Source organism: Halomonas campaniensis (genome assembly GCF_002211105.1).
Lineage (GTDB): Bacteria > Pseudomonadota > Gammaproteobacteria > Pseudomonadales > Halomonadaceae > Vreelandella > Vreelandella campaniensis_A.
On record NZ_JPUA01000034.1, the window covers coordinates 963,871 to 988,665 of the forward strand.

At 56.6% G+C, this 24,795-nt stretch carries 23 protein-coding genes; 9 read left to right on the forward strand and 14 right to left on the reverse strand.

The annotated features are described in order from the left end of the window. From JI62_RS22965 to JI62_RS16765, 3 genes are all read left to right on the forward strand, one after another. A partial coding sequence (locus JI62_RS22965) for an Hsp33 family molecular chaperone HslO (protein WP_240513276.1) occupies positions 1-354 on the forward strand: 354 nt, incomplete at its 5' end. Between the two features lie 301 nt (positions 355-655). Further along, a complete protein-coding gene (locus JI62_RS16760; protein ID WP_088701222.1) occupies positions 656-2,212 on the forward strand; it encodes a phosphoenolpyruvate carboxykinase in 1,557 nt (518 codons plus the stop codon). A gap of 131 nt (positions 2,213-2,343) precedes the next feature. Then, positions 2,344-3,564 (forward strand): alpha-hydroxy acid oxidase, encoded by a 1,221-nt coding sequence (locus JI62_RS16765; protein ID WP_240513277.1) that lies wholly within the window; start codon positions 2,344-2,346, stop codon positions 3,562-3,564. A 338-nt stretch (positions 3,565-3,902) separates the two neighbouring features. On the opposite strand, the gene JI62_RS16770 is transcribed toward JI62_RS16765, so the two are convergent. Continuing rightward, positions 3,903-4,763 carry a LysR substrate-binding domain-containing protein gene (locus JI62_RS16770; RefSeq protein WP_088701224.1) on the reverse strand — a complete coding sequence of 287 codons (861 nt, stop codon included), beginning with the start codon at positions 4,761-4,763 and terminating at the stop codon, positions 3,903-3,905. A gap of 121 nt (positions 4,764-4,884) precedes the next feature. Here JI62_RS16770 and JI62_RS16775 point away from each other — a divergent pair, with 121 nt between their 5' ends. From JI62_RS16775 to JI62_RS16795, 5 genes are all read left to right on the forward strand, one after another. Beyond that, positions 4,885-5,115 carry a DUF1127 domain-containing protein gene (locus JI62_RS16775; RefSeq protein ID WP_088701225.1) on the forward strand — a complete coding sequence of 77 codons (231 nt, stop codon included), beginning with the start codon at positions 4,885-4,887 and terminating at the stop codon, positions 5,113-5,115. Between the two features lie 87 nt (positions 5,116-5,202). After that, a complete protein-coding gene (locus tag JI62_RS16780; protein ID WP_088701226.1) occupies positions 5,203-7,584 on the forward strand; it encodes a Tex family protein in 2,382 nt (793 codons plus the stop codon). Between the two features lie 147 nt (positions 7,585-7,731). Continuing rightward, a complete protein-coding gene (gene gshA, locus JI62_RS16785) occupies positions 7,732-9,375 on the forward strand; it encodes a glutamate--cysteine ligase (protein ID WP_088701227.1) in 1,644 nt (547 codons plus the stop codon). Then, positions 9,372-9,872 (forward strand): disulfide bond formation protein B, encoded by a 501-nt coding sequence (locus tag JI62_RS16790; protein WP_088701228.1) that lies wholly within the window; start codon positions 9,372-9,374, stop codon positions 9,870-9,872. Before gshA ends, JI62_RS16790 begins: the two co-directional genes overlap by 4 nt. Before the next feature lie 27 nt (positions 9,873-9,899). Continuing rightward, positions 9,900-10,775 carry an alpha/beta hydrolase gene (locus JI62_RS16795; RefSeq protein WP_088701229.1) on the forward strand — a complete coding sequence of 292 codons (876 nt, stop codon included), beginning with the start codon at positions 9,900-9,902 and terminating at the stop codon, positions 10,773-10,775. Between the two features lie 221 nt (positions 10,776-10,996). On the opposite strand, the gene JI62_RS16800 is transcribed toward JI62_RS16795, so the two are convergent. The 13 genes from JI62_RS16800 to JI62_RS16860 all read right to left on the reverse strand — a co-directional run bounded on the left by JI62_RS16800 (position 10,997) and on the right by JI62_RS16860 (position 23,770). Continuing rightward, the gene (locus tag JI62_RS16800) at positions 10,997-11,410 is read right to left on the reverse strand and encodes a RidA family protein (protein ID WP_088701230.1); all 414 of its coding nucleotides are present in this window, start codon (positions 11,408-11,410) and stop codon (positions 10,997-10,999) included. Positions 11,411-11,421: 11 nt separating this feature from the next. Continuing rightward, the gene (locus JI62_RS16805) at positions 11,422-11,829 is read right to left on the reverse strand and encodes an acyl-CoA thioesterase (protein ID WP_088701231.1); all 408 of its coding nucleotides are present in this window, start codon (positions 11,827-11,829) and stop codon (positions 11,422-11,424) included. Positions 11,830-11,843: 14 nt separating this feature from the next. Continuing rightward, positions 11,844-12,524, reverse strand: a complete 681-nt coding sequence (locus JI62_RS16810; RefSeq protein WP_088701232.1) for an ABC transporter ATP-binding protein — start codon at positions 12,522-12,524, stop codon at positions 11,844-11,846. Beyond that, positions 12,517-13,269 (reverse strand): ABC transporter ATP-binding protein, encoded by a 753-nt coding sequence (locus JI62_RS16815; RefSeq protein ID WP_088701233.1) that lies wholly within the window; start codon positions 13,267-13,269, stop codon positions 12,517-12,519. Before JI62_RS16815 ends, JI62_RS16810 begins: the two co-directional genes overlap by 8 nt. Next, a complete protein-coding gene (locus tag JI62_RS16820; RefSeq protein ID WP_170938573.1) occupies positions 13,262-14,326 on the reverse strand; it encodes a branched-chain amino acid ABC transporter permease in 1,065 nt (354 codons plus the stop codon). Before JI62_RS16820 ends, JI62_RS16815 begins: the two co-directional genes overlap by 8 nt. Next, on the reverse strand, positions 14,319-15,239 hold the full coding sequence (locus JI62_RS16825) for a branched-chain amino acid ABC transporter permease (RefSeq protein WP_088701234.1): 921 nt from the start codon (positions 15,237-15,239) through the stop codon (positions 14,319-14,321). Before JI62_RS16825 ends, JI62_RS16820 begins: the two co-directional genes overlap by 8 nt. A 63-nt stretch (positions 15,240-15,302) precedes the next feature. Beyond that, complete coding sequence (locus JI62_RS16830; protein ID WP_088701235.1) at positions 15,303-16,445, reverse strand: ABC transporter substrate-binding protein; 1,143 nt, start codon at positions 16,443-16,445, stop codon at positions 15,303-15,305. Between the two features lie 25 nt (positions 16,446-16,470). Continuing rightward, positions 16,471-18,183 carry a benzoate-CoA ligase family protein gene (locus JI62_RS16835; protein ID WP_088701236.1) on the reverse strand — a complete coding sequence of 571 codons (1,713 nt, stop codon included), beginning with the start codon at positions 18,181-18,183 and terminating at the stop codon, positions 16,471-16,473. A 127-nt stretch (positions 18,184-18,310) separates the two neighbouring features. Beyond that, complete coding sequence (locus JI62_RS16840) at positions 18,311-19,444, reverse strand: acyl-CoA dehydrogenase family protein (RefSeq protein ID WP_088701237.1); 1,134 nt, start codon at positions 19,442-19,444, stop codon at positions 18,311-18,313. Then, complete coding sequence (locus tag JI62_RS16845; protein ID WP_088701238.1) at positions 19,444-20,256, reverse strand: enoyl-CoA hydratase family protein; 813 nt, start codon at positions 20,254-20,256, stop codon at positions 19,444-19,446. Before JI62_RS16845 ends, JI62_RS16840 begins: the two co-directional genes overlap by 1 nt. Before the next feature lie 24 nt (positions 20,257-20,280). After that, entirely contained in the window at positions 20,281-20,748 is a 468-nt protein-coding gene (locus JI62_RS16850) for a MarR family winged helix-turn-helix transcriptional regulator (protein WP_088701239.1), read from the reverse strand. Beyond that, positions 20,745-21,488, reverse strand: coding sequence for an SDR family NAD(P)-dependent oxidoreductase (locus JI62_RS16855; protein WP_088701240.1), 744 nt, complete (start codon positions 21,486-21,488; stop codon positions 20,745-20,747). The genes JI62_RS16850 and JI62_RS16855 overlap by 4 nt, the downstream gene beginning before the upstream one ends. After that, positions 21,485-23,770: a bifunctional salicylyl-CoA 5-hydroxylase/oxidoreductase gene (locus JI62_RS16860; protein ID WP_088701241.1), complete on the reverse strand. Its 2,286-nt coding sequence runs from the start codon at positions 23,768-23,770 to the stop codon at positions 21,485-21,487. Before JI62_RS16860 ends, JI62_RS16855 begins: the two co-directional genes overlap by 4 nt. A 390-nt stretch (positions 23,771-24,160) precedes the next feature. On the opposite strand from JI62_RS16860, the gene rsd reads away from it, so the two are divergent. Next, entirely contained in the window at positions 24,161-24,649 is a 489-nt protein-coding gene (gene rsd / locus JI62_RS16865) for a sigma D regulator (RefSeq protein ID WP_088701242.1), read from the forward strand. Positions 24,650-24,795: the final 146 nt, after the last annotated feature.

The window sequence follows — 24,795 nt, forward strand, 5'->3', positions numbered from 1 at the left end:
GAGTCACAAAACCAGGATGTTGATGCCTGGGATCGCAGCGTACAGCTAGCCGATACGATCAAAACGGAAGAGCTGCTCGGCCTGGAGCAGCGCGAGGTGCTGCATCGTCTCTATCACGAAGAGACCGTGCGCGTTTTTGAACCCAAAGCCCTGCGCTTTGGCTGCACCTGCTCCCGGGAGCGTATGAGCTACGCGTTGCACTCTCTAGGCAAGGAGGAACTGCGCGATATTTTGCACGAGCAGGGGGCTATTGATACCCAATGCCACTTTTGCCACACGAAATATCACTACACAGCAGCGGATATTGAAACTTTGTTGGACGACCCTGAAGCCCCATCGCCTACGATTCACTAACTTTGTAGTCGAAAGCATATGCCAGGGCGACTAACAGCTGTACTGGGAGCGCCATTGTATTCAATGATTTTGACGGTTCTTGCAAACGGCTGTTTGAATTATTACTGCGCTGCAACACAAAATGTAGTGTCTTTGTAGTAGTTTAACTACAAGATATTTGATCTTCGCCCCCGTTTCCTGGGGGCTTTCTTTTTGCCATAATGCGCCGGACTTCAGCGCGCCCAGCCGGTTTTTCAGTGGTTGGGATGAACATTAAGGCGTCGGTGACGCCCGGTAAATCGAGAGAAGCCCAGGAATCGACATGACCACGACTCAAGCCGCTCCCCAATCCCACGTTAATCTCAGCAGCGCCGAACTAGTTGAGCGCGCAGTGGCACGTGGCGAAGGCCGCCTCTCAGCCAACGGCGCCTTGGTAGTCAATACCGGCCTGCGTACCGGCCGTTCACCGAAAGATCGCTATATCGTCGATGAACCCTCCACTAGCAGCCAAATCGACTGGGGTAACGTTAACCAGCCCTTCGACGCCGCCAAGTTCAATGCCTTGTGGGATCGGGTCAATGACTACCTGGTCAACCAAGAGCATTTTGTCTCTGAACTGCACGTGGGCAGTGATTCCACTCACTATCTACCGGTGCGCGTCACCACTGAAACTGCATGGCAAAACCTGTTTGGCCGTACCATGTTTGTGCGCCCTCAGGCCTATAATTCAGCGGTTAAAGACGAGTGGACAATTCTCAACGCCGCGGGCTTTGAGTGCGACCCTTCTCGTGACGGCACCAACTCTGATGGCTGTGTGATCATCAACTTCGCCGACAAAAAAGTGCTGATCGCAGGCATGCGCTACGCCGGCGAAATGAAAAAAGCCATGTTCTCGGTGCAGAACTTCCTGCTGCCGGCCGCTGACGTGCTGCCCATGCACTGCTCGGCGAACGTGGGTGAAGATGGTGAAACCTGCCTCTTCTTCGGTCTCTCCGGCACCGGTAAAACCACGCTTTCTGCGGATCAGGCGCGCTTCTTGATCGGTGACGACGAGCACGCTTGGGGCGACGGCATTGTCTTCAATATGGAAGGCGGCTGTTACGCCAAATGTATCGACCTCTCCGAGAAGAATGAGCCGGTCATCTGGAACGCCATCAAGTTTGGTACCGTGCTGGAAAACGTAGTGCTGGATGACCGCCGTGAGCCTAACTACGCTGACGATAGCCTGACCCAAAACTCCCGCGCCGCGTACCCGCTAGAGCACGTTGAGAAGCGCGTAGCGGAGAATCTGGCTGGCGAGCCGAATGCCATCGTGTTCCTGACCTGCGATATGTCCGGCGTACTGCCCCCGGTTTCTATTCTTTCCAAAGAAGCCGCGGCGTACCACTTCCTATCAGGCTACACCGCCAAAGTGGGCTCTACTGAAATGGGCTCATCTGAAGGCTTGGCCGCCACATTCTCTACCTGCTTTGGCGCGCCGTTCTTCCCGCGCCCGGCCCGTGAGTATGCTGACCTGCTGATCAAGCGCGTCGAGAAGAAAGACGCCCAGGTATACCTGGTTAATACCGGCTGGACAGGTGGTGCTTATGGCGAAGGCGGCGCACGCTTCTCCATTCCGACCACCCGCGCTATCATTAGCGCCATTCAGTCTGGCGTGCTGCGCGACATCGATACCAAGCACATCGATGGGCTCAATCTGCAAGTGCCGGTAGCCGTGCCAGGCGTTGACTCCAGCCTGCTCGACCCGCGTGAGACCTGGCAAGACCGTGATGCCTATGACCGCCATCTAAAAGAGCTGGCGACCAAATTCGTCGATAACTTCAAGAAGTTTGAAGGGGTTAACGAAGCGATCATTAAGGCAGGCCCTCAGCTAGGCTAAGATTCAGCTGAACTAGGTTTATAAAAATAAGTGTCTAAAAAGGGGCAGTGCCAAGGCACTGCCCCTTTTTTTGACGGCGTTTTTTGGCTACTGACGGTATGTTGGTGGTTAAAAAGACTAAGGAGCCTAACGTGCATTTCTGGACTCAAAAAAAACTCGCCACTATTCATAATCTGCACGATGTTGAGCGGCTGGCACGGCGCAAGCTGCCCAGGCCCATTTTTGGCTATATTGACCATGTCGCCGAGGATGGGCGTACCCAGCGCGCGAACCTGAGCGCTTTTGATGAGTACCGCTTTTTGCCCAAGGCGTTTGTTAATGTCTCGCAAATTGATCTGCACACCGAGCTCTATGGCAAACGCTACGCCGTGCCTTTCGGCATCGCCCCCATGGGGATCAGTGCGCTTTCGACTTACCAAGGGGACTTAGTGCTGGCGCGGGCAGCGGCGAAGCGCAACCTGCCAATGATTATGAGCGGGTCGTCTCTGGTGCCTATGGAAGAGGTGGCCAAGGTCGAGGGCGCCGACTGGTTTCAGGCCTATCTGCCGGGAACCCCGGAAGGTATCGAGGCGCTATTGGCGCGTATCCAGCGGGCCGGTTTCAAAAAACTAGTGGTAACACTCGATTACCCGGTACCCCCAAATCCCGATAATTTCCGCCGTGCGGGGTTTTCCTCGCCGCTGGAGCCAAGCCTGCGCCTCGCCTTCGATGGCTTGCTGCGCCCAGGCTGGCTGTGCAACACCTTTCTGCGCACCTTGTGGAAGCATGGTATGCCGCATTTCGAAAACAATTTCGCTGAGCGGGGCGCACCTGTTATTTCCCGCCAGGCAGCGCGGGATTTCTCGGGGCGGCGTCATTTTGACTGGGGCTATCTCGATTTGGTGCGGCGCCTGTGGCCCGACACCCTGATCGTTAAAGGAGTGCTCAACCCTGAGGATGCGGTACGTGCTCAACAGGCAGGGGTTGATGGCATTATTCTTTCCAACCACGGCGCCCGCCAGTTGGATTGCACTATTTCACCCCTCCAGGTGCTGCCTGAGATTAAGCGCAGGGTTAGCGATATTCCGATAATGATCGACAGCGGCTTCCGGCGTGGCACCGATGTGATAAAGGCGCTGGCATTGGGGGCTGATTTTGTCTTTGTGGGGCGCCCCTTCAACTACGCCGCCGCCTGCGCAGGGCAGGCCGGGGTAGAGCATGTTGCCGATCTTCTAAAGCGTGAGGTTGAACGCAATATGGCACTGCTGGGGCTGACCAGCCTCTCGCAGCTAGACTGTACCTGCCTCTACCAACCAACAGCCGGTGAAGTACCGCAGTCATTGTCGTCCATGCACAAAAGCATCAGCGGATGAAACTGAACCACGGTTTAGATCCGTACACCCCCCATTTTTAGTGCCACCGGGCGTCGTGCCGACGCCTCCCGCGGGTGCCTACGAACGCTCGCCGATCTCGCGTTCTTCGTTACCACGCGCTACGGATGTGCACGAAGCAGAATCGATGGATTTTCGTAGCGCGGCGTAAGCGTCAGCGCACCCGCAGCGGCGGCCCGGCGCGAAAGCAGCGCGCAGCGGTGCCGGGTTTAGCGTGGTGCCCACTGGGCGTCGTTCCGCCGCCTCCCGCGGGTGCCTACGAACGCTCGCTGAACTCGCGTTCTTCGTTACCACGCGCTACGGGATGTGCATCTGTCTGATCAAAGCCTAAACCCTTCAACAATATGCTCAGCCAAACTATCAATAATGGGTGACTGTGTAGAAGCGGTGCGCAGTAGCACGATGGAGGATTCGGGTAATTCGGGAAACCCCTCTTTTTCACCCAGTATCTGCATATCGGCGGTAACTAAGCTGCGCATCCAGGCAGAAACGGCCAATCCTGCCCCAACAACGGCTTGCAGCGTTGCCAGGCTGGGGCTGCTGTAAGCGATTCGATACGCTCGGTCTGCGCGATCAAGGGCATTACAGGCATGGCGGCGACAAAAGCAGGGGGCTTCAAACAGGGCAAGCGGCACCGGCGTTTGTAAATGTGTGCAATGACTCTCAGCCGAGACCCACACGGTAGCCTCACGCCTTAAAATAGTGCCAATTTCGTCACCTATCTCCCGGGTCATAATAATTAGATCCAGACTACCTTGCGGCTGCTGTGAAAGCACTGACGAGGGCGCGCAGTGGACATCCACATCCACTAGCGGCCAGGCTTGGGAAAAGGTTTTCAGAATACCAGGTAAAAAACGCATCACGTAGTCATCCGGCACGCCCAGACGAACCCGGCCGACCATATCGGGCTGGCGTAGAAGTGTCAGCGCCTCTCCCTGCAGCGATAGAATTTTACGCGCATAGCCCAGCAGTGTATGGCCTTCGCTGGTCAGCTGCAGCGGCTTACTCTGCCGTACAAAAAGTGGGCGCTGAATCACATCCTCTTCCAGCCGCTTCATCTGCATGCTTACCGCCGATTGTGTGCGGTTCACCGTTTGCGCGGCACGGGTAAACCCCCCTTGGTCGATAATGGCAACAAAGGTGCGCAATAACTCGTGATCAATCGTGGGTAGCAGAGCCATAGGTATCAACCTTATTGATGTCTTGCATAAGGAGTATTCGTTGGATTGATTGTAGTGGTTGCTCAATACTTCTTTCAACGCTTATCTGGTATGCCGCGTTAAGCGGCTAGAGGAGGTTGAAATGGAGTGCTCAGTTGCAGCTCATCAAAACGTACAGCGCCAAGAGGCAGAACAGCGTGCGGGTAAAGTCACCTGGCGGGAAAGGCTCTATCGTTGGCGGCAACTGCGTCGCGAGCGCTATGCACTGCGCCATTTAAGCGACGACATGCTAAAAGATATTGGCCTTAGTCGCGAAGCTATTCAACGCGAAGCGCATCGGCCGTTTTGGGATGACCGAGGCTGGCGCCGCTAGCCGGTGCTCTTTAAGGTCATGCCAGCCGTAGCGGGTTTGTGATACCTTGTTGGCACTTAAAAATGCTGCATGAGTTAGTTGCAATTTATGGATGTCAATCAGCGTATTATTTCCCGCCTGGCCACTGAGCTTGGTGTGCGTCCCGAGCAAGTAGCGGCCACGGTGGAGCTACTGGATGGCGGCGCCACCGTGCCGTTTATTGCCCGTTACCGTAAAGAAGTCACCGGCGCGCTGGACGATATCCAGCTGCGCCAATTGGATGAGCGTCTTCGCTATCTGCGTGAGTTGGAAGAGCGCCGTGCCGCGGTACTTGTCGCCATTGATGAGCAGGGCAAACTCGATGCTACGCTGAAAGCCAGCATTGACGCTGCTGAAACCAAGCAGCGGTTGGAAGATTTATACCTGCCGTTTAAGAAAAAACGCCGCACCAAAGCGCAAATTGCCCGCGAAGCAGGGCTGGAGCCGCTGGCGGATGCGTTGCTTGCCGACCCAAGCCTCGACCCTGAAAGCGAAGCGGCCAACTATCTGCGTCCGGCTGAGGGCGATATTCCCGCCATTGAAGATGCCAAGGCTGCCCTGGATGGCGCCAAGCAGATCTTGATGGAGCGCTTTGCTGAAGACCCAGAGCTGATTGGCCAACTGCGCGAACGGCTGTGGCAAGAGGGCGAACTAAGCGCCCGCGTGCTGGAGGGCAAGCAGCAGGAGGGCGCTAAGTTCTCCGACTACTTTGAACACGATGAAAAGCTCGCCAAAGCGCCGTCACACCGCGCTCTGGCCATGTTTAGGGCGCGTAACGAAGGTGTGCTGAGTCTGTCGATTCGCCTACCCGGCGAAGAAGAAGCCCCCGTCCATCCTGCTCAAGTCGCGATTGCCAAGCAGTTCGGTATCAGCGACCAGGGCCGCCCGGCGGATAAATGGTTAGCCGAAGTGGTGCGCTGGACATGGCGGGTGAAGCTCTACACAGCCCTGGAGACCGAGCTGCTGGGGCGCCTGCGCGAACAGGCCGAATTGACCGCGATAGACGTGTTCGCGGCCAACCTAAAAGACCTGCTTCTGGCGGCCCCGGCGGGGCAAAAAGTCACCCTGGCCATCGACCCCGGCCAGCGCACCGGCTGTAAGGTTGCGGTAATTGATGCCACCGGGCAATTTGTCGATCACACCACTATCTATCCCCATGCGCCGCAAAACCAGTGGAATGAAGCCCTGAGCGTGCTGGCGAAGCTGGTAAAACAGCACGGCGTCGAGCTGATTGCAGTGGGCAACGGCACCGCGAGTCGCGAAACCGATAAGCTAGCGGGAGAACTACTCAAAGCACTGGCCCCCGCGCATCGGTTAAGCAAAGTGATGGTCTCTGAGGCGGGGGCTTCGGTTTACTCCGCCTCTGAGTACGCCTCGCGGGAAATGCCGGATCTCGATGTCACCGTACGCGGCGCGGTCTCTATCGGCCGCCGCCTGCAGGATCCGCTGGCCGAGCTGGTGAAAATCGAGCCCAAGTCGATTGGTGTGGGCCAGTATCAGCACGATGTTTCTCAGGTGCAGCTCTCCCGCAGCCTGGAAGTGGTGATAGAGGACTGTGTTAACGCTGTGGGCGTCGATCTCAATACCGCCTCCAGCGCACTGCTTTCACGAGTGGCTGGCCTTAGCACGGCCTTGGCGGAAAATATCGTTGCCCAGCGTAACGTCAAAGGCGCCTTTAAAAGCCGTAAAGAGCTGTTAGAAGTGAGCCGTCTGGGGGCTAAAACCTTTGAGCAGTGCGCGGGCTTCTTGCGTATTCACAATGCTGACAACCCCTTGGATGCCAGCGCCGTACACCCGGAAGCCTACCCGCTGGTGGAGCGCATCGCCAAACAGAGTGGCCGTGAGGTACGTGGCCTGATTGGTGATAGCGCCGCACTCAAAGCGTTAAAACCTGCCGATTTCGCCGATGAGCGCTTCGGGGTACCCACGGTGAACGATATCCTCAAAGAGCTGGATAAGCCTGGCCGCGACCCGCGCCCTGAGTTTAAAGCCGCTGAGTTCCGTGAAGGGGTCGAAACCTTAAATGATCTCAAGCTCGGCATGGTGCTGGAAGGCACCGTGACCAACGTCACGCATTTTGGCGCTTTTGTGGATATCGGCGTCCATCAGGATGGTTTGGTGCATATTTCGGCGCTATCGGATCGCTTTATCGAGGATCCGCGCAGCGTGGTGAAGGCTGGTGATATCGTTACCGTTAAAGTGATGAGCGTGGATATTCCTCGCAAGCGGGTAGGGCTTTCAATGCGCCTTGATGACCAGCCAGAGGCTGAAAACGATGTTAAGAGCGATGCGAATAGAAACGATACAAACAAGAACAACGGCTCGCCTAAAGATCAGCGTAACGCCAACCGAAAGTCGCCTCGCAGCCAGCGTAATAGCGCCAAGCCCGACGAACCAGCGCCCATGGGCGCGTTGGGGGCTGCCTTGCTAAAAGCGCGTGGCGGCAAATAGTCGCGCTTCTTGAAGCGTATGCGACTTGAAAATAATATCGTTGCCGCCATATCCTGCCTTCTATTTGCAAGACAGCGATGATGGCGATGCCACCTGACTACACCAAGGCCCGCTCACGGCGGGCCTTACTGACAAGGAGTGTTCACCTTGCCTGAACCACTCACTGTGCCATCCGCGCTGACTGCGCAAGTTGAGCGTCTGATCCCCAGTGCGCGCCTTGGTCGGTTGGGCCGCCTGCGGCGTGGGCTTGAAAAAGAGGGGCTGCGGGTTGATGCCAATGGCCACATCGCCCAAACGCCGCATCCGCATGCACTGGGCTCTAAGTTAACCCACCCGCATATCACCACTGACTATTCAGAGTCACTGTTAGAGTACATTACGCCGGTATACTCTCAGCCGGGCGAAGCGCTCTGTTTTCTGTCTGATCTGCACACCTTTACCTACCACCACTTGGAAAACGAGTGGATCTGGCCCGGCAGCATGCCATCAAGGCTCTCTGGCAACGACAGCGTGCCAATTGCCGATTACGGCAGCTCCAACGTGGGCACCATGAAGCATGTCTACCGCAAAGGGTTGGACATGCGTTATGGCCGCATCATGCAGGCAATTGCCGGTGTTCACTACAACGTATCGCTGCCGGATGATATGTGGCATGGCCTGCGTGAGCTTGAGAAAGCCACCAACATCCCGTTCAACGACTACCGCTCCACCCGCTATTTCGGCATGATTCGTCACTTCCGCCGCCATAGCTGGCTGCTGCTCTACCTGTTTGGCGCTTCCCCGGCCATCGATAAGAGCTTTTTGCCTGACGGGCAGAAAGTGCCCGAAAAGCTTCAGTCGCTTAGTGACGATACGTACTTTGCCCCCTATGCAACGACGCTACGTATGTCGGATCTGGGTTATCAAAACAAAGTACAGTCGCAGCTTAAAATCTGTTTTAACTCGCTCTCTAACTACGTGAACACCCTGCGTCACGCCATCTCTTCACCGTGGCCCGACTATGAAAAAATGGGTGTTAACGTGGATGGTGAGTGGCGTCAGTTAAACGCCAATATTCTGCAGATCGAAAACGAGTACTACAGCGATATTCGCCCCAAGCGAGTCGCCAAGCACAACGAAACCCCCAGCCAGGCCCTCGAAGCCCGCGGCGTGGAGTACATTGAAGTGCGCTGCTTGGACTTAAATCCCTTTGATCCTCTCGGCGTCACTGAAGAGCAGATGCGTTTTGTAGACACTTTCTTAATGTGGTGTCTACTCAGCGACAGCCCGTGGATCTCCGACGAAGAGTGTGACCGCCTGGACGATAACCGTCGCTGGGTGGTTGAGCGTGGCCGCGATCCGGAACTGCAGTTATTCAACCACGGTGAAACCACCTCGGTGCGTGAGTGGGGCGAACAGATATTTGCCGAGATGGGCGAGGTTGCCCGCCTGCTGGACGCAGTCGAAGAGGGCACACCTCATGCCGATGCACTGGCAAGCCTAGCGCCACGCCTGGCAGACCCTTCCCTCACGCCTTCTGCCCAGGTACTCGAACGTCTCAAAGCGAACGGTGGATCACTTAGTGATTTGATGCTTAGTCTGGCCAAAGAGCAGGCGGAGCAGCTAAAAGCTGCCCCCATGCAGCGCTGTCGGGAAGCACTGTTAGCTCAGCTGATTGAGACTTCTCACCAACAGCAGCACGATATCGAAGCCGCTGACCAAGAGACCTTTGAAGAGTTCTTGCAGGTCTACTTCACCAAAGCTCGTGAGTCCCGCGCTCTTTCTGCGCTGCCATCTGAGGTTCGTCAATGATTCTGCACTCCTTTCGTTCGGTGGCCCTGGCCGGTTTAGCCTTCTGCGTTCTAATGATGGCGGTAGCCCTGGGCTTAGAGCATATCGGCGGTTATGAACCCTGCCCGCTGTGTATCTTTCAGCGCGTAGCGGTGATCGCCGCTGGTATTGTGTTTGCGATAGCCGCCATTCACAGCCCAGCAGGGCGTGTGGGCAAAGTGATTTACGGTTTGCTGTCGCTGGCGGCCGTTGGAACCGGTGCCTTTATCGCCGGGCGTCACGTTTGGCTGCAAGGTTTGCCCGCCGATGAAGTGCCTTCCTGCGGCCCTGGGCTGGATTACATGATGGATATCCTGCCCATGCAGGATGTCGTTGCCATGGTGCTAACGGGGTCTGGCGAGTGCGCCAATATCGATTTTTCCTTGCTAGGCCTCTCACTACCCGCCTGGACGTTAATCGGTTTCGCCATTCTGGCAATCGCCCCGCTGCGTATGCTGTTGATGAAAAGCCGGGGTTAGTAGGGCGTCAGCGATAAGGAGTGCGCCATGCTTTATCAACATTTTGCGACTCAAGAAGAGATCGACCGCGCCTACGACCCGATGATGGGGCGAGACCCGGCGGTGTTGGTTAAGGCATGGCGTGAGCGTAGTGAAGCGTCGCGGGCGCTTCACCGTACAACGCTCGATTTATCTTATGGCCCCTCACTGGCAGAACGCATGGATATCTTTCATGCCGATGCGCCTGATACCAATAGCCCACACGCCCCCGTACACGTGTTTTTCCACGGTGGCTACTGGCGCTCACTGAGCCACCGAGAATTTAGCTTTATCGTCGATGATTTGGTCAAAGCCGGTATCACGGTGGCCGTGGTTAATTACGCACTCTGCCCCCAGGTTCGTTTTAGTGAGCTAGTGCGTCAGGCACAGGCAGCCGTGGCCTATGTTTACACCCATGCCGCTGAGCTAGGCGTTGACCAAGAGCAGTTGAGTATTTCGGGGCATTCGGCGGGTGGGCATCTATGCGCCATGCTGATGTCTACGGATTGGCAAGGAACCTTTGGCTTACCGAGCCAACTGATTCGTGGCGCGCTATGTGTGAGCGGGCTCTACGACTTGCGGCCTTTTCCCTGGTCGTGGCTGCAACCCAAGCTTCAGCTAACGGGCCGCGATGTACAGGATTTCAGTCCGCTATGGCAGCCGTGCCAAGTGGCTGCACCGATAAAGTTGGTAGCAGGGGCCTTAGAGTCTGACGAGTTTGCACGGCAGATGAGTTGCTATGCTGAGCATGTGAGCGAGCAAGGCCAAACGGTCACCCAGCAGCTACTCCCCAACGACGATCACTTCTCGATCCTTGAGCACTATCTTAACGATGGTTGTTTTGTGGAGTGGATTAAAGCGTTTCACGCTAGCGATAAGATTTGATTAAAATCTAACCCGACTTCTCATTACAGGATCGAAATAGCCTGAAGCGGGGGTCTTTTTCCAGGGCCGGAAAATGTTCCCGACAATTCCGGCATTTCCGCCATCCATGGCGGTCAGATGGAAAAAGTAGCGCCCAAGGATGGGTTCACAGCGCCCCCGCGGAAGGTTGTTTCGATCCGGCGCACCTCTTAGTACTCTGCTAGAGGCACTTTTGATTGTCCTTAACCAGCCGGAATCACAGCGGTCGCTTCGATTTCCACCTTAGCCTGATCCTCCACAAGCCCCGCCACCTGCACCATGGTCATCGCCGGGAAATGCTTGCCAAGTACTTCGCGATAAGCGCCGCCCACCTCCTTAAGCCGTGCCAAGTACTCCCGCTTGTCGGTCACATACCAAGTTAAACGGACGATATGCTCAGGGCCTGCGTTGGCCTCTTTTAAGATCGCCACGATATTCTGCAGCGCCTGGTTCACTTGAGCGACAAAGTCATCGCTTTCAAATACCTGATCGGCATTCCAACCAATTTGACCGCCGACAAAAACTGTCTGGCCTGAAGCGAGCACGCCGTTAGCGTAGCCGATGGCCGGTTTCCAATGGGAAGGGTGAAGAAGCTGATGAAAGTTGGCGTCACTCATGATGGCTATCCTTATTGGTTATCAACGGTAATATGCTGGCGTATTGCCTCTGTCCATGGCATCGGCTTACCGCTACTTAAATCCACAAATACCAAGGTTGAATCACTGGTTAAGCGCTTCTGCTCTCCGCAATAAGCGACAATCTGCAGCGTTAAACTGCTACGACCCATGGACTGAACCCTTAACTCAAAGGTCAGCCGTTCGCCTAATCGGCTAGGGGCATGAAACTGGGTGTCGATAGCTGCCGTGGGTACTCCGGTGCCGGTTTCCACATGCAGTTGGTTAAAGTCGTGGTGCACGACCTCCTCGAACCAATCCTCCACCACCGAGTTAATCATCTCGAAATAGCGGGGATAAAAAACGATCCCGGCCGGGTCACAATGTTGAAAACGCACCTTCCGCTGAGTGGTAAAGGCCACTGTTTTTCTCCTCGCTAAACACCCAGGTAACGGTCACGCACCGAGCTGTCCAGTGCCGCTGGTTCACCAACCCACACGGTGCTGCCCTTTTCAAGAATGGTGCAGCGGTCAGCGATAGGCAGAATTTCACTTAACGACTTATCAACCAGTAGCGTCGATTGCCCCTGCTGCTTAAACAGCCGAATCGCCCGCCAAATCTCCTGACGAATCACCGGCGCTAACCCTTCGGTGGCCTCATCGAGCACCAGCAGGCGCGGGTTGGTCATCAGCGCCCGGCCAATGGCCAGCATCTGCTGCTCACCGCCAGAGAGGGTTTTAGCCATTTGCGCCCGGCGCTCTTCCAAGCGCGGAAACAGCGTTTCCACTTTTTCCAGCGTCCACTCGCCGGGGCGAGCGGTGACCAGCAGGTTTTCGCGGACAGATAAATTGGGAAAGCAGCGACGCCCCTCCGGCACCAAACCCAGCCCCGCTTTAGCAATACGGTAGGCGGGCAGGCGGCGCAGATCATGGGACTCAAACTCAATGGTGCCTCGGCTTGCCGGAGTAAGGCCAAATATTGAGCGAATGGTGGTGGTTTTACCCATCCCGTTGCGGCCCATTAAAGCGACCATCTCCCCGGCGTTTACTTCAAGATTGACCCCAAATAGCGCCTGGGAGGGGCCATAAAAGGTTTCAATGTCGGCAACCTTAAGCATCGGAATCTCCCAGGTAGGCTTCACGAACACGCGGATCCTGCCTAATTGCCTGGCTATCGCCGTGGGCGATAACGCTGCCGGATACCAGCACAGAGATACGATCTGCCAAGCGAAATACCGCTTCCATATCGTGCTCAATCAACAAAATGGGCACTTCCAGCTTCAGCGCTTCCAGCAGCTCGGTCAGTTTGGCCGAGCCTTCCGGGCCCAGGCCCGCCATGGGTTCATCAAGCAGCAGGGCGCGGGGCTTGAGCGCCAGGGCGCAGGCCACTTCGACCTGACGGCGCTCCCCATGGGAAAGCTCAGATACCGGTGTCCAGGCGCGATGACTAAGCTGCATGCGTTCTAGTGCCTCAAAAGCAGGCTCCAGCAGGTGCCGGTCACGGGCGACCGGTTTCCAGAAACGAAAGCTGTGACTCTGCAGCGCTTGAACGCCCATCATCACATTACGCATCACTGAAAGTGGTTCGGCTAACGAGGAGACCTGAAAACTACGCCCCAGGCCCAATCGGGCACGCTGGGCAATGTTCATCCCAGTGATCTCTGTGTCCGCTAGAAAAACCCGGCCCTCATCTGGGCGGATATTGCCAGCGATTTGGCCGATCAAGGTCGACTTGCCCGCACCGTTTGGGCCAATCAGGGCGTGGATTTCACCCTGCTGAAGCTCCAGCGAGACATCGTGGGTGGCCTGTAGCGCGCCAAAGCGTTTATGCAGCTTTTGCAGTGAAAGAACGATATCACTCATTACGCTCCCTCCCGGCTAACCAGCCCATCACCCCGTGTTTAGCAAACAGCACCACCCCAAGCAGCACTAAGCCTAAAAAGAGCTGCCAGTACTGAGTGATGCCACCCAATAGGGTTTCCATCATCACAAACAGCACCGCGCCAGCCAGTGGGCCATAAAGACGCCCCACGCCGCCCAGAATCACAATTACCATCAGTTCACCGGAGAAGTGCCAACTGAGCATGTTGGGGCTAACAAAGCCATTTAGATCCGCATAGAGCGCCCCGGCAAGGCCGGTAATCGCTGCAGAAATCACAAACGCCACCAGGCGAATGGGGTAGGGGCTAATACCTGCGGTGGCCAAACGCACGTCGTTAAGTCGCGCCATGGTAAGGGCCGCGCCAAAGCGGGATTTCATCAACCGCGAGGTGATCGCCATGGCCAGCACCAGCCCGGTGAAGCAGATCAGGAAATAGGTCAATGAGTGGCTACTATCCACCAGCGGTAGCGTATTGCGTATATAAATGGGCAGGCCATCCTCGCCGCCATAGGTTGGCCAGGAGTTGGCAAAGTAGTAAATCATCTGCGCAAAGGCGAGGGTGATCATAATGAAATAGACCCCCGTGGTACGCAGTGAAATAGCGCCGATCATCAGCGCCAGCAGCGCACACAGCAGGGCAGCCACCAGCCACACCACGAGCAGGCTATCGCTGCCCGGTATGCTTAAAGGCCAGGTCATAAACGGCGAGTAATCAAAGGCGTGATAAGCGCTGATACCCGCAACGTAGCCACCCAAGCCGAAATAGGCCGCATGACCAAAACTCACCATGCCCCCATAGCCAATCGCCAGATTAAGGCCTACAGCGGCCATGGCAATGATCGTCATCCGCGAGGCCAGGTTGACGTAGTAGATATGACCCAGTAAGTAAGCCGCCACCGGTACCAAGAGCAGCAGGCCGAGTAGGGCCATCTGCACCAGCCCTTTGCGGTCAAAGTGGCTGTCAGTTTTGGGCGCAAGTGCCGTGTGGGCGGTGGCGGCTTGAGGGGCACCATTAGTCAGGGAAGTGTTATTAGTCATGGGCAGAGAACAGTCCCTTAGGCTTGAAGGCGAGAATGACGGCCATGAGGATATAGATCAGCATGGCGGCTAGCGCCGCACCGACCCCGGTCGCCTCAGAGGGCGGCATAAACGCACGGAAAAAGATCGGCAAATAGACCCGCCCTAATGTATCGACCACACCCACCAACAGGGCACCCAGTAGCGCCCCTTTGATGGAGCCGATACCGCCAATGACGATGACCACGAAGGCCAGAATCAACACAGGCTCGCCCATGCCGACCTGTACAGATTGCAGTGCGCCCACTAACGCCCCCGCCAAGCCTGCTAAACCCGCACCCAGGGCAAACACGACGGTATACAGCTTGGAGATATTGACCCCCAGCGCACCAATCATTTCGCGGTCGCTTTCACCCGCTCGAATACGCATGCCCAAGCGAGTTTTAGAGATCAAAAAGTAAAGGGCGATCGAAATAACAATGCCCACGCCAATCAGCATCAGCCGGTAGATGGGATAGCGGGTGTCGCCGGGCAGCGTGACGAATCCGGTTAACCAGGAAGGCGGGCTAAGCCGCAGAGGCGACGAGCCGAATATCCAGCGCGTGCCTTCGGAAAAAATCAAAATAAGCGCAAAGGTCGCCAACACCTGATCAAGGTGGGGGCGGTGATAGAGTCGGCGAATCACCAGCAGCTCCACCAGCGCACCGACCATTGCAGCGGCTGCCATGCCTGCGCCTAGCCCAATCAGAAAAGAGCCGGTTGATGCAGTCACGGCGGCGGTGGCATAGGCGCCCACCATATAAAAGGAGCCGTGAGCAAGATTGATCAACCCCATGACCCCGAATACCAGGGTAAGGCCGCTGGCCATCAGAAACAGCATGGTGCCAAGCTGCACGCCGTTAAGAAGTTGCTCTATTAGCAGAGTAACGGACACGTTAGGCATCCTTAACAAAGGAAGAAAGCAAAGGCTGGGTGATGACACCCAGCCACGGCGACATTACATCTGGCACTGCTCAAAATAGATGTCCTGAATATCCTCTACCGCGACACCGATCAGACGATTGGTAGGCTCGCCATCGTCCCCCTCCACAACTTCACGTACGTAGATGTCCTGAATGGGGTGGTGGTTGGGGCCAAAGCGGAACTCACCGCGCACGCTGTCAAAGTCGGCGGCCCGCAGCGCTTCGCGGAAAGCGTCTTTGTCATCGGGGTGGGCGGTTTCAAGCGCACTAAGGATCAGGTTAGCGGTGTCGTAACCCTGCGCTGCATAAAGCGTCGGCATGCGGTCATAAGCGGCTTGGAAGCCCTCGACAAAGCGATCGTTAGCGTCGCTTTCTAGATCATAAGCCCACAGCGAGGTATTGCGTGCGCCAATGGCGGCACTGCCTACCGCTTTGATAAGAATTTCATCAAACGAGAAGGCGGCGCCAAAGATCGGCATATCGACACCGGAGCTCTCCCACTGCTTCATAAATGAGATGCCCATGCCGCCGGGCAGGAAGAAGAACAGGCTGTCGGCATCGCTGGCGCGAATCTGGGCAATTTCAGCGGCGTAGTCGGTCTGGCCCATTTGGGTATAAAGTTCGCCGACCACTTCTCCTTCATAAAGGTGCTTAAAGCCCGCTAACGCATCGGTGCCTGCGGGGTAGTTGGGGGCCATGATAATCGGGCGCTCATACCCCTCTTCACGCATATAGGCGCCCATGGCGCCGTGCAGGTTGTCATTTTGATACGCCACGTTGAAGTAGTTCTCGTGGCACATGCGTCCGGCTAGATCGGAAGGGCCAGCATTGGGGGAGAGATAGAAGGTGCCCTGGCGCGTCACGGTGGGCACCACCGCCATGGCCAGGTTGGACCAGATGATGCCGGTCAGGATGTCCACCTCATCGCGCTGCATAAACTCATTGGCCAGACTGCGCGCCAGATCCGGGCGGTTGGCGTCGTCTTGAATCAGCACTTCCACATCGTCACGACCCGACTGCTCAAGCGCCAGCATAAAACCGTCGCGAACGTCCACGCCCAGGTGGGAGCCGCCGCCTGAAAGGGTGGTGATCATGCCAATTTTAACGTCATCGGCATGAGCCGTTACCAGGCTGGAGGAGAGCAGTAAGCCAAGGCCAAAGCGGGATATCGTCTTCATGGATCATTCCTCATTTTTTAGTCGTTTATTGCTTAGAGGGGCATACGTTGGTGCTATTAGTTTTGGTGCTGTTGATGCTAGTGCTATTCACATTGATGCAAGGAGAGCCAGCGCTCGGGTAATGTTCCTGGCTCAGCCGAAAGCGCTGAACCTTACCCGTGGTTGTTTTAGGTAGCGCCTCGATAAAACGTATGGAGCGAGGGTACTTATACGGCGCGATGGTCTGCTTCACGAAGTCCTGCAACATTTGCTGACACTCTTCATCTTGCTGAAAACCATCGTTTAGAACAACAAAAGCCTCGACAATTTGGCCGCGCTCTTCGCTTGGTGCGCCTATCACTGCGCACTCTTTAACGGCGGGGTGGGCCAGCAGCGCTGCTTCCACTTCAGGGCCCGCGATGTTGTAGCCTGCCGAGACAATCATATCGTCGTTGCGGGCGGCGAAATGGAAGTAGCCCTCTTCGTCCTGATAAAACGCGTCGCCGGTGATATTCCAGCCATCAACCACATACTTTTGCTGGCGCTTATCGGCCAGGTAGCGGCAGCCGGTGGGGCCGCGCACGGCAAGCTTACCCACCGTGCCGTGAGGAACATCATTCATCTCGTCATCAACGATTCGTGCTTCGTAACCTCTCACCGGTTTGCCGGTACAGCTGGGGCGATGGTCATCCAGTCGGTTAGAGATAAAGATATGCAGCATTTCAGTGGCGCCGATGCCGTCGAGGATGGGGGTGCCGGTTTGCTTGATCCAGTCATGATAAATCGGAGCGGGCAACGTTTCGCCAGCGGAAACCGCCACGCGTAGGCTGCTTAAATCCTCATGGCGTGTGGGCGCGGAAAGCATCGCCCGGTAAGCCGTGGGGGCGGTAAACATCACCGTGGCCTGATACTCGCGGATAATATCCATCATATTGGGCGGGGAGGCGTGTTCGAGCAGTACGGCGGTGGCGCCAAAGCGCAGAGGAAAGATCGCCAGCCCGCCCAGGCCAAAGGTGAACGCCAGCGGTGGCGAACCGACAAATACATCCTCGGGGGTAACCTGTAGCACTTCCTTGGCGTAGCCGTCGGCAATTACCAATAAGTCGCGGTGAAAGTGCATGGTGGCTTTTGGTGAACCGGTGGTGCCCGAGGTAAACCCTAGCAGCGCTACATCATCGGCGGCGGTATCCACGGCATCAAAGGTAGCGGGTTTGCCCAGTGCCAGACGGTCAAGTTCTGCATCATGATTGGCGGTGCCATCAAAACCGACAATACGCGTGAGGGATGGGCTTAACGTCTGGCACTCACTTAGTTCATCAAGCAGGCGGGTATCACAGAGAGCAAGGCTGATTTCCGCTTTATCGATTACCTGGCATAGCTCTTTGGTGCGCAGCATGGGCATGGTGTTGACCACCACGGCGCCTGCCTTGGTAGCGGCCAGCCAGCAGGCTACCATGGCCGGGTTATTGGCCGAACGAATCAGCACCCGTTGGCCGGGAATGACTCCCAGGTCTTCCACCAGCACATGGGCAAGGCGGTTGGTCCACTCGGTGAGCTCTTGATAGGTGCGACGACGGCCATTGCCCGCTAAGGCAATGCGTTCACCGTGACCTTGGTCGAGCAGTCGATCGCATAACTCAACGCCTGCGTTAAGTCGTTGGGGATAATGGTAGCCCGCGAGTAGGAACTCAGGCTGGCCATCAGTGGGTGGCAGGTTATCCCGCGCAAAAGTATCAGCATGAGCCGACTGGATGTACATGACCAACCTCCGTATTTGGTGTCGTTGTTTATTCCTGGCGACGCCTCTGCATAAGGCGTTATCAGGGATACGGTGTCTGGCGTTGTGTTTTATTGTTTTGGTGACTTGCTATACGGCTTTTTGCTGCTTACTGCTCCGCGAGCATACTGCGGGCGATGACCACTTTCTGGACGTCTGAAGCGCCTTCATAAATACGCAGCGCGCGAATTTCCCGGTAGAGGCTTTCAATAATATGGCCTTTGCGAACGCCGTCGCCGCCGTGAAGCTGTACCGCCTGGTCGATCACCTGCTGGGCCTGATCGGTGGCAAACAGTTTGGCCATCGCGGCTTCGCGAGTGACCCGTTCAGCGCCTTGATCTTTCGTCCAGGCGGCGCGATACACCAGCAGGGCGGCGGCGTCCACATTGAGCGCCATATCGGCTAAGTGACCCTGCACCATTTGTAGATCGGAAAGGGTGGCGCCAAACAGCTCGCGAGAGCGGCTGCGGGAGAGCGACTCCTCCAGTGCACGACGGGCGAACCCCAGTGCTGCCGCGCCTACCGTGGAACGGAAAACGTCCAGCACCGACATGGCGATCCGAAAGCCCTGGCCCGGTTGGCCGATCAAGGCGCTGGCAGGCAGCACCATATCGTTAAAGCCCAGCCGTGCTAGCGGGTGGGGCGCCACCGACTCCAGGCGTTCACGAACCTCCAGTCCAGGCGTGTCAGCGGGTACCAAAAAAGCCGAAAGCCCTTTGGCGCCGGGGCCTTCACCGGTACGGGCGAAGACGGTGTAGATATCGGCAATGCCGCCGTTAGAGATCCAGGTTTTTTCGCCATTTATACGGTAGCTGTCGCCGTCGCGCGCGGCGGTAGTATCCAGTTGGGCCACGTCGGAGCCAGAGCGGGGTTCGCTCAGGGCAAAGGCGGAAATCGCTTCACCTCGGCGGGTTTTGTCCAGCCACTGCTTCTGTTCATCGCTGCCGTATAGGCTGATAGCACCGGTGCCCAAGCCCTGCATGGCAAAGGCGAAATCCGCCAGGCCATCGTGGCGTGCCAGGGTTTCGCGAATCAGACACAGGCTGCGTACATCGATATGCTTGCCCGCAGTGCCTTCCAAAACCCCGGCCTTGCCCAAATCGCGCACCAACTGAATACAGGTAGCATCCACATCGCTGTGGTTCCGGGGCAGCTCTGCGCGGCACCACGCTTCGAGCTGCTCGGAAAGCTCGCGATGTTTAGCCTCAAAGAAGGGCCACGCTAGAAAGCTTTTGTCGCTCATTAGTCCCCCTTAAACTCAGGTTTTTGTTTGGCGACAAAGGCGTGGTAGGCGCGTGCAAAATCGTTGGTTTGCATACAGATCGCCTGGGCCTGGGCCTCCGATTCGATAGCTTGCTCCAGGCTCATGGACCACTCCTGGTTTAACTGGGTTTTGGTAATGCTGTGGGCAAAGGTGGGGCCGTCAGCCAGGCGGGTAGCGTAGGCGATAGCGTCCTCTTCAAGGGCTTCCGGTTCGACTACGCGGTTGTAAAAGCCCCACTGCAGGCCCTCTTCGGCGTTCATGCTGCGGCCGCTGTAGAGCAGGTCAGCGGCGCGGCCCTGGCCGATAATGCGCGGCAGCATGGCGCAGGCGCCCATATCGCAGCCCGCTAGCCCCACCCGGGTAAACAGAAATGCCGTGCTGGCGCGGGGGGTGGCAAAGCGAATATCCGAGGACATGGCAATAATCGCCCCCGCCCCCACGCAGATGCCGTCCACGGCGGCAATTATCGGCTTGCCGCAGTTGAGCATGGCTTTGACCAGATCCCCGGTCATGCGGGTGAATTCGAGCAGGCCCTTCATATCCTTGCCCACCAGTGGGCCGATGATTTCATGCACATCACCGCCGGAGCAGAAGTTCTCACCGTTGGAGGTAAACACCACGGCGTGCACATCGGAGGCGTAGGCTAGATCACGAAAGGTATCGCGCAACTCGGCGTAGCTCTCAAAGGTCAGCGGGTTTTTACGCTCTGGGCGATTGAGCCGAATAACGGCGACACCGCCTCGCATTTCCCAGATAAAGTGCTCGGGGGTTAAGCCAGCCATACTCTTCATATTGTTGTTCTCGCCTGTCGGTGATTAATTGGCATCGTTAGGAGAAGCGGGTAAACGGTGGAGCAACTCGCCGATATGGTGGGCGTCCTCTTCACTCACCCCCTCAAAGAGCGCATTGATCCAGCGCTCATGCTCAACGGCCATGCCTCTAAAGGTTTCTCTCCCCGCGACGGTTAGGCAGACCCGCGTAGCGCGACGGTCGCCCTCAATGGCAATACGCTCCACGGCGCCATCCTCCACCAAGCGATCGATAATCCCGGTGACGTTGCCGTTGGAAACCCGCAGCCGTTTGGAGAGCTCGTTCATTTTCAAACCCTCCTCAGCGGCATATAGCGCGGCCATCACATCAAAGCGCGGCAGCGTAGAGTCGTGCTCGGTACGCAAGCGTTCTCGCAGTTCCGACTCCACCTGACGGGTAACCCGCAGCATGCGCAGCCATAAGCGCAGGCGCTCCTTGCTTAAGCCGTTTTTTCCTAGACCCTCGGCTGTCATACCTCTCCTCCTGAGATTGAAATCGCCTGGCCATTAATCGCGCCGCTGCTGGGGCCGCATAGCCATAGGGCAGTAGCGGTCACCTCGGCGGGCGTCACTAAGCGCCCGGTGGGGTTGGTAGATTGAAAGTGAGAGGTCGCCTGTTCGGTGGACTGGCCGGTTTTGGCCACAATGTTGTCGACGCTGGCAGCCAATAGCGGCGTATCGGTAAAACCGGGGCAGAGGGCATTAACGGTAATATTGCGTGTGGCTGTTTCAGCCGCCAGCGAACGTACCAACCCCACCACGCCATGTTTAGCCGCGCAGTAAGCGCCCACATAGGCGTAGCCTTTAAGGCCGGCAGTGGAGGCCACAGCAATCAGCCGTCCGCCATCGTTCAACTGCTTTAAGCCTTCACGTAGAGTTAGAAATACACCGCTTAAATTAACGTTGAGCATGCGCTGCCACTGCTCAAACGAGGTTTTGGCAAAAGGCGCGCTCTCGGCGGCGCCTGCGTTGGCGATGACAATATCGACCCTGCCCATTCTTTCGAACAGCGCCACCATGGCGGCCTCATCGGTAACGTCGACCACGGCGAAATCAAGTTGAGTGTGCTGATCTGCCACCGCTTGAAGGGCAGCTTCCCTGCGACCGGTAATCGTGACTTTGGCGCCTGCTTCGGCAAAGGCCATGGCCATATCGGCACCGATACCGCTGCCACCGCCGGTAATCACCACGCGCTTATCTGTGAGCTGTGTCATATCCACACCTCGCCACGTTCAGCCAGGCGCTGTAACTGATCCGCGCCCGCCCGGTAGGGCGCAGGCCACTCGACCTCGCTATCACCCAAGCCAGCGGCAACGTGGAGCAGCCAATAAGGGTCTGCTAGATGAGGGCGGGCGATACAGACCAAGTCGGCGCGCCCAGCCATCAGAATCGAGTTCACATGGTCGGCCTGATAAATATTGCCCACCGCCATGGTGGCAATCGATGCCTCGTTTCGGATTCGGTCTGAGAAGGGCGTTTGGAACATACGTCCATACACCGGCTTTGCCTGGGTCGAGGTTTGTCCGGCAGAGACATCAACGATATCCACCTCCGCATCCCGCAGCCGCTTGGCGATCTCCACCGCATCGTCAGGAGTGATACCTTCATCGCCGCACCAGTCATTGGCAGAAATGCGCACCGACAGCGGCTTATGGGCGGGCCACACGCGGCGCACGGCGTTGATGACTTCAAGCGGGTAGCGCAGGCGGTTCTCCAGCGAGCCGCCATACTCATCGTCACGATGATTAGTCAACGGGGTAATGAATGAAGAGAGTAGGTAGCCGTGAGCAGCGTGAATCTCGATCATATCGAAGCCCGCTCGGTCGGCCATCTGCGCCGCGCTAACGAACTCGTCACGCACGCGATCCATATCGCGCCGATCCATGGCTTTGGGCACTTGGTTGCGCACTGACCAAGCTATATCAGAGGCGGCCATTATCGGCCAGTTACCTTCGGCAAGCGGGGCATCCATCTCCTGCCAGCCCAGCTGGGTAGATCCCTTCGCGCCGGAGTGGCCGATTTGTGCGCATAGCTTGGCGCTGGTTTCCGTATGCACGAAGTCACATAGCCGCTTCCACGCCGCTTCATGCTCTGGAGCGTAGAGTCCTGGGCAACCGGGGGTGATACGCCCGGTGGGGCTCACGCAGGTCATCTCGGTATACACCAGTCCTGCACCGCCTTTGGCCCGCTCGGCGTAGTGGCTAAAGTGCCAATCGGTAGGGCAGCCATCCACCGCTTTGTACTGGGCCATGGGCGAGACCACCACGCGATTAACCAGCGTCAAATCACGCAACCGGTAGGGCGCAAACATAGGTGCGCGGGCGCTGCCCGAATTACCCGCCTGGGTTTGAAACCAGCGCTCTGCGCTCTCCAGCCAATTTGGGTCGCGCACCCGTAAGTTTTCGTGGCTAATGCGCTGGGAACGGGTTAACAGCGAGTAGTTGAACTGCACCGGGTCGAGATCCAGGTAGCGCTCGATTTGCTCAAACCACTCGGTGGAGTTGCGCGCCGCCGACTGAAGGCGAAGCACCTCGAAACGGCGGTCTTCTTCATAGCGCGCGACGGCAGCTTGCATGCTGCTTTCACTGTGCAAGCAGTTGGCCAGCGAGATAGCGCTTTCCAGGGCGAGCTTGGAGCCGGATCCAATCGAGAAGTGAGCGGTAGCGGCAGCATCGCCCATTAGCACTACATTCTCATAGCTCCAGCGCTCACAAAGCACTCGTGGAAAGTTAATCCACGCCGAGCCGCGGATGTGGTTGGCGTTGGTCATCAGCGCGTGGCCATCAAGATGCTTGGCAAAGATACGCTCGCAGACGGCAATGGATTCCTGCTGATTCATCTCGCCAAAGCCAAACGCCTGCCAGGTGGCCTCGCTGCACTCAACGATAAAGGTCGCCGTATCCTTATCGAATTGATACGCATGGGCCCACACCCAGCCATGTTCGGTATGTTCGAAAATAAAGGTAAAGGCGTCGTTGAAGGTCTGGTGCGTGCCTAGCCAAACGAACTTGCAAGCACGCACGTCAATATCGGGTTTGAAGTGTTCGGCATAGGTTTGGCGGGTGCGGGAGTTAAGCCCATCGGCAGCCAGTACCAGGTCATACTCTTGCCGGTACTGCTCAATGGAGACTTCCGTTACATCGGTTTCAAAGCGCATCTCAACGCCCAGTTCCCGAGCGCGCTCTTGGAGCAGAATTAGCAGTTGGCGACGACCAATGCCGCAAAAGCCGTGGCCGGTGGAGACCGTCTTTACGCCTTTATGAACAACGGCAATGTCATCCCAATAGGCGAAATGTTCACGAATACGCTCTGCGCTAACCGGGTCATTCGCCGCCAGGTTATCCAAGGTTTCGTCTGACAGCACCACGCCCCAGCCAAAGGTATCGTCTGCACGATTGCGCTCAATGACCACCATCTCGTGAGAGGGATCCTGCAGCTTCATGCTGATAGCAAAATAGAGGCCGGCAGGCCCTCCACCCAGGCAGGCGATTCTCATTATTTTTCTCCACGGGAAAATGCACTCTGTTTTGAAGATAGGAGAGGTATGTATAAAATTCAAGCTTAAAATGTTTAAGTTTAAAATATATTTTAACGCATATTTGACACTTTCCGGGCGCCTATACTCGCAATGGCGCCCGGAAGGTGAGAGCATAAATATAATTAATGTAATGCGAGCGCCAACCGCTTGAGAGCAGTGTTTATGCGGCGTATTCAAAAGCGTTATTAGCAGTGAACGTTAAGTACCAAAGAAACCGTACCCGCTGGGATTGACAGCGGTAGGAGGAGGCGCGAACCTAGGTCTATTGTTATTTTTAGCGGCTAACATAGTCGATAGTTGCGCAGTTAATGTTGCGTAGTCAAAAGGTGAGTTCAAGGAGAAAGCCCCATGCTCGAAGATTGCAAAAATGCCCTGGAGCGCTGGGGTGGCGTGCACACGTTGATCGACCGCTGGCTGGATCAGCGTCGTCAGCTATTAGTTAGTTTTATCGAGCTAAAGGAAGCCTGCGATGCTGAACTGGAAGCAGTGAGCAAAGCGCCTATCGATACCTTCAGCGAAAAGTTAATGGACTACATCAGCGCGGGCCACTTTGAGATTTATCCCCAGCTGTCGGAAGAGGCGAAAGCCTTTGAGGATGAAAGCGCGCTGGCGATCGCTGCTAAACTGCTTGAGCGTTTAGAAATGTCCACCGAGATGGTGTTGGAGTTTGATACCGATTTTGGCTCCACGCTCAGCTGCGAGCAAAATATTGCCCGGCTGCCTGCCTGGATCGACCGCTTAGCCCGCGGCCTTACCGAACGCTTCGCGCTGGAAGACCAGTTGATTGCACGTCTACACGCCGCCCACAGCCCCCAGCATAACAAAGCCCCCGCTTAAGACCTTATGAAACAGGCGCCGCCAAACGGCGCCTTTGCCTCTTGATAAATGCCCCAACCTCCGGCACCGCTGCGCGCTGCTCCCGCGGGTGCGCTGACGCTTACGCCGCGCTACTAAATCACGCGTGCACATAAATCGGTGGGTGC